The organism is Sinomonas sp. (assembly GCF_036848755.1).
In the GTDB taxonomy this organism is placed as follows: Bacteria; Actinomycetota; Actinomycetes; order Actinomycetales; family Micrococcaceae; genus Sinomonas.
The window spans coordinates 6,796-14,354 of record NZ_DAIUJO010000019.1 but is presented as its reverse complement, the minus strand read 5'-3'; the positions used below and the strand labels follow the sequence as shown (position 1 = coordinate 14,354).

At 72.0% G+C, this 7,559-nt stretch carries 8 protein-coding genes and 1 pseudogene; 5 read left to right on the top strand and 4 right to left on the bottom strand.

Going from position 1 to position 7,559, the window contains the following annotated elements; all coding sequences use genetic code 11:
• Positions 1–147: 147 nt before the first annotated feature.
• Together V7053_RS04670 and V7053_RS04665 are read right to left on the bottom strand one after the other, a co-directional pair.
• Positions 148–501, bottom strand: a pseudogene (locus V7053_RS04670) (ATP-binding cassette domain-containing protein); the annotation flags it as partial.
• Positions 502–591: 90 nt separating this feature from the next.
• Positions 592–1,464, bottom strand: coding sequence for an N-acetylglucosamine kinase (locus V7053_RS04665; RefSeq protein WP_334171131.1), 873 nt, complete (start codon positions 1,462–1,464; stop codon positions 592–594).
• A gap of 48 nt (positions 1,465–1,512) precedes the next feature.
• Here V7053_RS04665 and V7053_RS04660 point away from each other — a divergent pair, with 48 nt between their 5' ends.
• Positions 1,513–2,529 (top strand): nitronate monooxygenase, encoded by a 1,017-nt coding sequence (locus V7053_RS04660; RefSeq protein WP_334171104.1) that lies wholly within the window; start codon positions 1,513–1,515, stop codon positions 2,527–2,529.
• Positions 2,530–2,544: 15 nt separating this feature from the next.
• Here V7053_RS04660 and V7053_RS04655 read toward each other — a convergent pair whose 3' ends face one another.
• Positions 2,545–3,510 (bottom strand): LysR substrate-binding domain-containing protein, encoded by a 966-nt coding sequence (locus V7053_RS04655; RefSeq protein ID WP_334171103.1) that lies wholly within the window; start codon positions 3,508–3,510, stop codon positions 2,545–2,547.
• Between the two features lie 56 nt (positions 3,511–3,566).
• On the opposite strand from V7053_RS04655, the gene V7053_RS04650 reads away from it, so the two are divergent.
• Together V7053_RS04650 and V7053_RS04645 are read left to right on the top strand one after the other, a co-directional pair.
• Positions 3,567–4,838, top strand: a complete 1,272-nt coding sequence (locus tag V7053_RS04650) for an MFS transporter (RefSeq protein ID WP_334171102.1) — start codon at positions 3,567–3,569, stop codon at positions 4,836–4,838.
• Between the two features lie 41 nt (positions 4,839–4,879).
• Positions 4,880–5,350 carry an Lrp/AsnC family transcriptional regulator gene (locus tag V7053_RS04645; protein ID WP_334171101.1) on the top strand — a complete coding sequence of 157 codons (471 nt, stop codon included), beginning with the start codon at positions 4,880–4,882 and terminating at the stop codon, positions 5,348–5,350.
• A 1-nt stretch (position 5,351) separates the two neighbouring features.
• On the opposite strand, the gene V7053_RS04640 is transcribed toward V7053_RS04645, so the two are convergent.
• Positions 5,352–6,635, bottom strand: a complete 1,284-nt coding sequence (locus tag V7053_RS04640; RefSeq protein ID WP_334171100.1) for an MFS transporter — start codon at positions 6,633–6,635, stop codon at positions 5,352–5,354.
• A 101-nt stretch (positions 6,636–6,736) separates the two neighbouring features.
• Between V7053_RS04640 and V7053_RS04635 the strand changes: the two genes are divergently transcribed.
• Together V7053_RS04635 and V7053_RS04630 are read left to right on the top strand one after the other, a co-directional pair.
• Positions 6,737–7,246 carry an Lrp/AsnC family transcriptional regulator gene (locus V7053_RS04635; RefSeq protein WP_334171099.1) on the top strand — a complete coding sequence of 170 codons (510 nt, stop codon included), beginning with the start codon at positions 6,737–6,739 and terminating at the stop codon, positions 7,244–7,246.
• A gap of 7 nt (positions 7,247–7,253) precedes the next feature.
• Positions 7,254–7,559: CorA family divalent cation transporter (locus tag V7053_RS04630; protein WP_334171098.1), on the top strand; the 306-nt coding region annotated here is incomplete at its 3' end.

The window sequence follows — 7,559 nt, the reverse complement described above, 5'->3', positions numbered from 1 at the left end:
GGCCCCGCACCGCCTGAGGCGGAGCGACCGGATCCCTCTCCCGCTCCGCCGCCAGCCGAGTCCTCGGCCGCGGCGCGCTTCGGCGTCCCCGGCGTTCATTCGTCAGCGGAGCATCCATGCCTTCATCGAACCCACGTCCCTCACGCGCGCGCGGGCGCGCGCGCGTCCCCTCGACACGCCGTTGAGGCGGGGCACCGTGGCGATGTTGTCGACCACTGTCCGGTGCGGCATGAGGCCGGCGGCCTGCATGACGTAGCCCATCGACCGACGGAGCTTGGCGGCCGGCAGCGACGAGACGTCCTGCCCGTCCACGGTGATCGTGCCCGAGCTCGGTTCGACCATGCGGTTGACCATGCGCAGGGATGTCGTCTTGCCGCAGCCGGAAGGACCGACGAACACGGTGATCTGGCCCCGAGGCACGGTCAAGCTGAGCCGGTCGACGGCTGTTGCCCCGCCGTAGACCTTGCTCACCTCGCGGAACTCGATCATGGCTTCTGTCATGCTGGTCCTCGCTGGAAGGCTTGTACCGCTCTGGCTGAGGCGAGCCTACCAGCGTTCGCCGACGCGAGCGCCGCAGCGAAGTGCGCCGGCTCAGCCTTCGCGGGCGGCAAGGTCGATGGTTCCGAAGACGGGGTCCCGGTCGAGGACCCGCACGTCCTCGATCCCCTGCTCCGCGAGCGCGGCCCGGAAGCCGTTCTGGAGCCTGAGCACGTTCATGCCGAGCCCGCTCCCGAGGATGACGGGCCCCTCGATCCCGAGCTGCCGGGCCACCTGCGCGGCCATCCGAGCAAGGTCGTGGGCTGCCTGATCGAGCATGAAGCCAGCTCCCGCGTGCCCGGCGTCGGCCGCCTCGACCACGAGGCGTGCGCGCTGGGCCCAGTAACGTCGGCCCGTGGCCGCGTCGTGGAAGTGGGCGATGAGCTCCCCGGGCTCTGAGAGCCCGGTGCTGGCGAGGAGCGAATCGGTGAGTTCATCGGGCTCGAGGCCGAGATTCATGCGGTGAAGGCTGTAGCGGACGGCCTCCCGGGCGAGCCAATAGCCGCTTCCCTCGTCGCCGAGGAGGTAGCCCCAGCCGCCCGCGCGCACTTCGTCGCCGTGCTCGTTGGTTCCCCAGGCCGCGGATCCGGTGCCCGCGATCACCGCGACCCCCGTGCGCGCATGCCCCGCCGCGAGCAGGAGCCTCGAATCGTGCACCACCGTGACGGCCGCGTTCGGCGTGTGGGGCCGGATCAGGGCTGCGAGCGCCTCGGCGTCGGCCTCCGTGTCGACCCCGCCCGATCCGACGAAGACGCGCGCGGCGTCCGAGCCGTCGAGCTCGGAGAACAGTGCGGCGAGGTTGGCCGCGGCCTGGTCCCGCGTCACGTTCTGGACGTTCGCGCTCCCGGCCTCGCGGTCGTCCACGACCTCGCCGTCGACCACTTTGATGCCGCGCGTCTTCGTGCCGCCGATGTCCAGGCCGATCATGATGCCCCGCGGGGCTGTCGCTGTGTTCACCCGCCTAGAGTACTGAGCATGGACCGAGAGCTGCCCGAAGGGCTGTTCGGAGCGGGCGTCGTGGGCGCCCCGATGGCCGGCGGACCGAGCCGCCCGCCGCTCGCGGAGGCGGTGAGCGCATCGGGTGGGCTGGGTTTCCTGGCGGGCGGCTACAAGGCGCCCGACGCGCTCGCACGCGAGGTGGACGAGCTGTCCGCAACAGGGCTGGCCTTCGGCGTCAACCTCTTCGTCCCCGCCGACGAGCCGGTGGATCGCGAGGCTGTCCTTGCGTACCGCGAGCGGCTTCGGCCCCTCGCCGAGCGGCTCGGCGTCGAGCTCCCGGAGCCGCGATGGGCGGACGACGACGCGTACCCGGCGAAGCTCGCGCACCTCCTCGAGCGGCGCCCGGCCGTCGTCTCGTTCACGTTCGCGCTCCCGCCGGCCGGCGACGTCGCGAGCCTTCGGAGGGCAGGCGTGTTCGTGCTCCAGACCGTCACGAGCCCGGACGAGGCCCGGGCAGCGGAGGAGCTGGGCGTGGACGGCGTCGTCGCCCAGCATGCGGCCGCAGGCGGCCACTTCGGCGCCTTCCTGCCCGCGCCCGCGTTCGCGGGGCCGCTTCCCGAGCTGGTCGCCGCCGTGCGCGCCGCCGTCGGGATCCCCGTGCTCGCTGCGGGCGGCATCGGAACCGCCGAGGCTGCCCGGGCCGTGCGCGCTGCCGGCGCCGGCGCCGTCCAGCTCGGCACAGCCTTCCTCCGTACCCCCGAGGCAGGGACGAATCCGGTCCAGAGGGCGGCCCTCGCGGATCCTTCGTTCGAGCGGACCGCCCAGACCCGCGCCTTCTCCGGGAAGACGGCGCGGGGTCTCGAGAACTCGTTCATGCGGGAATACGCCGATGCGCCGGCCGGCTACCCGACGGTGCACTACCTCACGGCACCCCTGCGGGCAGCCGCGGTGGCCGCCGGAGACGCGCAGGGAACGAACCTGTGGGCCGGGACCGCGTGGAAGGAAGCCCGCGAGGAGCCTGCGGCGGACGTGGTCGCCCGTTTCGCGGTCTGACCGAGGGCCCGCGGGTCAGATCCCGAACGCGTCGAGCAGGGCGCCGGGCTCCTCTCCGAGGATGTGCTCGCGGAATAGCCGCACCTGGAGTGGCTCCCCCACGATCCTCGGCCACACGAGCCCGATCTCCCGAACGGCATCGGCGTCCTCGAGCTCGACCTCGACCCACCCGAGCTCGGGGGCGTGCACGGCCGAGTGCGTGGCCCGGGAGGGCGGGACGAGCGCCACCCCGAGCCCCGCGCTCACCAGGCCGAGCAGCGTTCGCGAGTCCTGGCCTTGGAACGCGATGTCGGGCCGCACGCCCGCCTCGCGGAACAGCCGATCCATGATGCTGCGCATTCCATAGCCCCGCTCGAGCACGACAAACGGCTCGTGGGCAGCTTCCTCGAACCGCACACGCCCCTGCGAGGCGAGCCGATGCCCCGCTGGAACGGCAAGCCGAAGCGGCTGGACGCACAGCGTCTCGGCATCGAGCTGCCGTCCGGGCCGGGGCACAGGCGAGACGATCGAGAGGTCCACCTCGCCAGCCCCCAGCGCGTCGAGACACCGCTGTCGCGATCCCTGGACGAGTTCGAACCGCACGTCGCGATGAGCGGGCCGGAAGCCTCGGATGAGGGCCGGGACGGCGGCCTCCCCGAAGGTCATCTGGAAGCTCAGGCGCACGACGCCGCGCGCCTCCTGCCGCCGTTCGTGCAGCTCGTCGAGCCCGGCCTGCAGCCCCTCGAGCGCGCGGCGCACCGCGGGAAGGAGCTGTTCGGCGGCGGGAGTGAGGCGGATTCCCCGGCCCTCCTTCCGCACCAGCTCGGTGCCGACGACGGCGGCCGCTCGCGCGAGCGCACGGCTCACCGTCGGCTGAGGCACGCCGAGGAGCTCGGCGGCGGCGGTCACGTGGCGGGTCTGCCCCACAGCGTCGAGGACGGGCAGGAGCGGGAGCAGCCGGGCGAGTTCGCCATGGAGGGGTAATTGATGCGTCTCGGCCATATGTTCCAAATCATAATGTATTGGACGCATGAGACGGACCCTCCTACGGTGGAAAGGTGACCTCGGCGCCCTCCCCTCCCTCGATCGCCCCCGCATGGACCGGACATGCCAAGGGAAGCCGCGGGTACCGCCGCCTCTTGGCCGCCCTCGCGTTCGCGGGCGTCGCGACGTTCGCCCAGCTCTACTCGACCCAGGCCCTCCTCCCGAGGATCTCTGCCGAACTGCACATCGACGCGGCCCAGTCGGCGCTCACGGTCTCGCTCGCAACGCTGGGCCTCGCCGTCGCCGTCCTGCCCTGGTCGTTCGTGGCAGACCGGATCGGCCGCGTACCCGCCATGACCGCCGGTGTAGCAGCCGCGACCGTCCTCGGCCTGCTCGCGCCGTTCTCCCCGACCGTCGGCCTCCTCCTCACCCTTCGCTGCCTTGAAGGCGCCGCCCTTGGCGCGGTCCCCGCGCTCGCGGTCGCGTATCTCAATGAGGAGGTCCACCGAGCCCACGCCGCGCTTGCCGCTGGGACCTACGTCGCGGGAACCACGATCGGGGGCCTCCTCGGCCGGCTCGTGGCGGGCCCCCTCGCTGACGTGTGGGGCTGGCGGGCCGCGATCTTCGCCGTCGCGGTCCTGGGAGCCGCCGCGGCGGCAGCCTTCGTGGCCCTCGCGCCCCGGCAGCGCGGCTTCGTCCCCTTGCGCGAACGGCACGACGCCGCGCCTCACGGCGTGCGCGAAAGTGCCGTGCACGCCGCGCAGCTGCTTGGACGCCAGCTCCGAAGCCGCCGCCTCCTCGCGCTGTACCTGCAGGCGTTCACCCTCATGGGCGGCTTCGTGGCGGTCTACAACTACCTGGGGTACCGTCTGGAGGCGCAGCCGTTCGGACTGCCGGTCGCCGTGACAAGCCTCCTGTTCCTCGCCTACCTTTCTGGCACTTTCTCGTCCGGATACGCCGCCCGCCTCAGCGAACGGTTCGGGCGCCGGCTGGTGATCGTGGCAAGCATGGCCGTCATGGCCGCCGGCGTCCTGCTGACCGCCGTGAACTGGCTCCCGGCCATCCTCGGAGGCCTTGTCGCGCTGACCGCCGGCTTCTTCGCCGCGCATGGCCTCGGCTCGGGCTGGACGGGCGCCCTGGCAAGCACGGGCAAGGCCCAGGCCGCGTCGCTCTACAACCTCTTCTACTACACCGGCTCGAGCATCCTCGGCTGGCTCGGCGGCTTCGTGTTCCAGGGCCTCGGCTGGGGATGGCTCGCGCTCGGGATTGCCGTCCTCGCCCTCGCGACCGGCGCGGTCGCCGCCGTCGCCCATCCCGCGGGGGAAGGCATGCGGGCCGGCCGCTAGGATAGGTGGGCTGCCCACAGCCGCCCCAAGGAGGGAACCCCATGGCCATGGCCGAACCCCTCGACGACGTCGACCGCCGGATCCTCGCCGCGCTCGTCGACGACGCGCGGATGACGAACAAGCAGCTCGCAGAGCTCGTGGGGATCGCGCCCTCGACCGCGCTCATGCGCACCCGAGCACTGTCCGAGCGGGGCATCATCACCGGCTACGAGGCGAAGGTGAACCTGAGCGCCGTCGGCCGGAGCGTCCAAGCCCTCATCTCGGTGAGTCTCCGCGCCCACGATCGCGACCAGATCGACTCCTTCACCTCGAGGGTTCCCAGCCTCCCGGGCGTGCTGGCGACGTTCCACACGTCGGGCGCCGTCGACTACCTCCTCCACATCGCCGTCGGGAGCACCGAGGAACTGCGCGACTGGGTGCTCGACAATCTCACGACCGACCCCGTCGTCGGCCACACGGAGACGACTCTCGTGTTCGAGCAGATTCCCGGCCGGGGGCCTCTTCCGGACTGACCTAGCGCCGGCGCAGCCCCGCTGGCGGCCTCGCGCGCCAGCAGACCGCTGCGAGCGTCCCCGCCGCCACCGCGCAGGCCGCCGTGAAGACGTCCGAGGCAAGCGGGATCCCGACAACGCCTGCGAGCGCGCCGACCCCGACCACCGGCACCGCGCTCCCGAGGTACGTCACGACGTAGAGCGTGCTCACCGCCTGGGCATGGCGCCCCGGCGCGACAGCCGCGGCGAAGCGTTCGAACAGGGCCCGGAAGGCGACGCCCTGACCGATCCCTGCGGCCACGATCGCAGTGACGAGGACGACGGCGGCGCCAGCCTGAGCGGCGAGCGCGGCGGCGAGCGTCCCCGCGCCGAGGAGCATGAGGCCCAGCGGTGCAGCGAGGACAGAGACTGGGGACCGGCGCCGACGGCGGGGGGCCAGCTGAACGGCTGCCGAGGCCGCGAGCACGAGTCCGGCAATGGCGCCCACGGCGGGGAGGGAGGAGACGCGGAGCGTGGCCGCGAAGTACCCGGGGGCCAGGGAAAGGCAGTAGCCGAACACGGCATAGCTCAGGAAGCCCGCCCCGGCGGCGCGCCAGAATTCTCCCTGAGCATCGCCGAGGCCCAGGGACAGCGCGCGCGGCGCGAGGAGCCGTGAGCGCGAGACCCCCTGCGCGGGACGGATCGCGGGCCGGGCTCGGACGAGGACGAGAGGGGCCAGAAGCAGCACGAGGGCCGCGGCGCACGCGAGGAAAGGCACGGCAGTCGGCCGGCTTCCCACCGCGAGGAGCCCGCCCAGGACCGGCCCGAAGGCTACGCCTCCCGAACTCGAAAGCAGTGTGGCCCGCGACGCCCATTCGGGACGGCCGGGCAGGAGCTCTCGGAGCGACGCCGCGCTCGCGCCCGTCGCCAGCGCGACCGCGGCCCCATGAAGGGCGCGCCCGACGCAGAGCATGAGCAGGGAGTCCGCGGACGCGAACACGGCCAGCCCCGCGATGCCGAGGAGCACGGCGACGGTCAGCGCGGCGCGGCGCCCGATGTGATCGGACCAGTGCCCGGCGAGCAGCAGGACGGCAATGAGGCTCACGACATAGCTCGCGAACGCGACCGAGATGCCCAGAGCGCCGAGTCCGAGGCGCGCCGCGAGGAGCGGGTAGAGCGGAGTGGCCAGGTTGGCTCCGACGAGGAGGACGAACAGGGTTCCCCCGCTGAGCGCGAGGCGCGCGGCGCGCGACGCGTCCCATCCGCGACGGCGCGGGGACGGGGCGGTCTCGAGGGTGCGCATGCGGAGCTCGGCGAAGAGGGACATGCCCTCAGTTTCGGGAATCCTGACTCTTCCGATCAGTTTCGCGGACACGAATTGATCGTTATGCTCAGAAGAGTTCATGGATCTACACGATGGAGTGATCATTGAGCACGCTCGATGCCCTCGACACCAAGCTCCTCCTCGCCCTCATCGAGGACCCGCGGGCGCAGATCGCCGACCTCGCCGAACGCCTCGGCGTCGCCCGCAACACCGTTCAGTCCCGCTTCCGCCGCCTCCAGCGCGCCGAGATCCTCCGTGGCGGCGGACGGGAGGTCGATCTGGAGGCCCTCGGCTACGATGTCGTGGCCTTCATGACCCTCGAGGTCGTCCACCGCGAGCTCGACGCGGTCATCGCGGGGCTCCGCCGCATCCCCGCAATACTCGAGGCCCACGAGATCTCGGGGCGCGGCGATATCTGGTGCCGCCTTGCCGCGACGGACACGCACGGCCTCCAGTCATCCCTTCGAAGCGTCCTGCGCATTCGCGGCGTCATCCGCTCCGAGACGGTGTTGGCCCTCCACACTCACATCGGCTACCGTGCGGACCAGCTCCTCCGCCGCTCGCTCGAAACCGCCGGAGCGGTCAAGCCCGAAGTCGAGGCGACCGCGCCATAATGTGCCGATGACCATCATCGACAATGCGGTCTATGTGGGAGGCCATCGCGCGGCCCACCCCGACAGCCTCGAGCAGACGTTCGAGACCCTCGAGGCCACGGGCGGGAGCATGGCGTGGATCGGCCTCTACCGCCCGACCCCCGATGAGATGGCCCAGGTCGCCCACGAGTTCCGCCTCCACGACCTTGCCGTCGAGGACGCGGTGCACGCCCATCAGCGCCCGAAATCCGAGCGGTACGGGGAGAACCTCTTCACCGTGCTCCGGCCCGCGCGCTACGACGACGCGACCGAGACCGTCGAGTTTGGCGAGCTC

Coding starts and splice junctions, on each gene's coding strand:
- V7053_RS04665 (WP_334171131.1), bottom strand. CDS start 1,464: ATGATCGGCCTGGACATCGGCGGCACGAAGACGCGCGGCATCAAAGTG.
- V7053_RS04640 (WP_334171100.1), bottom strand. CDS start 6,635: ATGTCCCTCTTCGCCGAGCTCCGCATGCGCACCCTCGAGACCGCCCCG.
- V7053_RS04655 (WP_334171103.1), bottom strand. CDS start 3,510: ATGGCCGAGACGCATCAATTACCCCTCCATGGCGAACTCGCCCGGCTG.
- V7053_RS04660 (WP_334171104.1), top strand. CDS start 1,513: ATGGACCGAGAGCTGCCCGAAGGGCTGTTCGGAGCGGGCGTCGTGGGC.
- V7053_RS04645 (WP_334171101.1), top strand. CDS start 4,880: ATGGCCATGGCCGAACCCCTCGACGACGTCGACCGCCGGATCCTCGCC.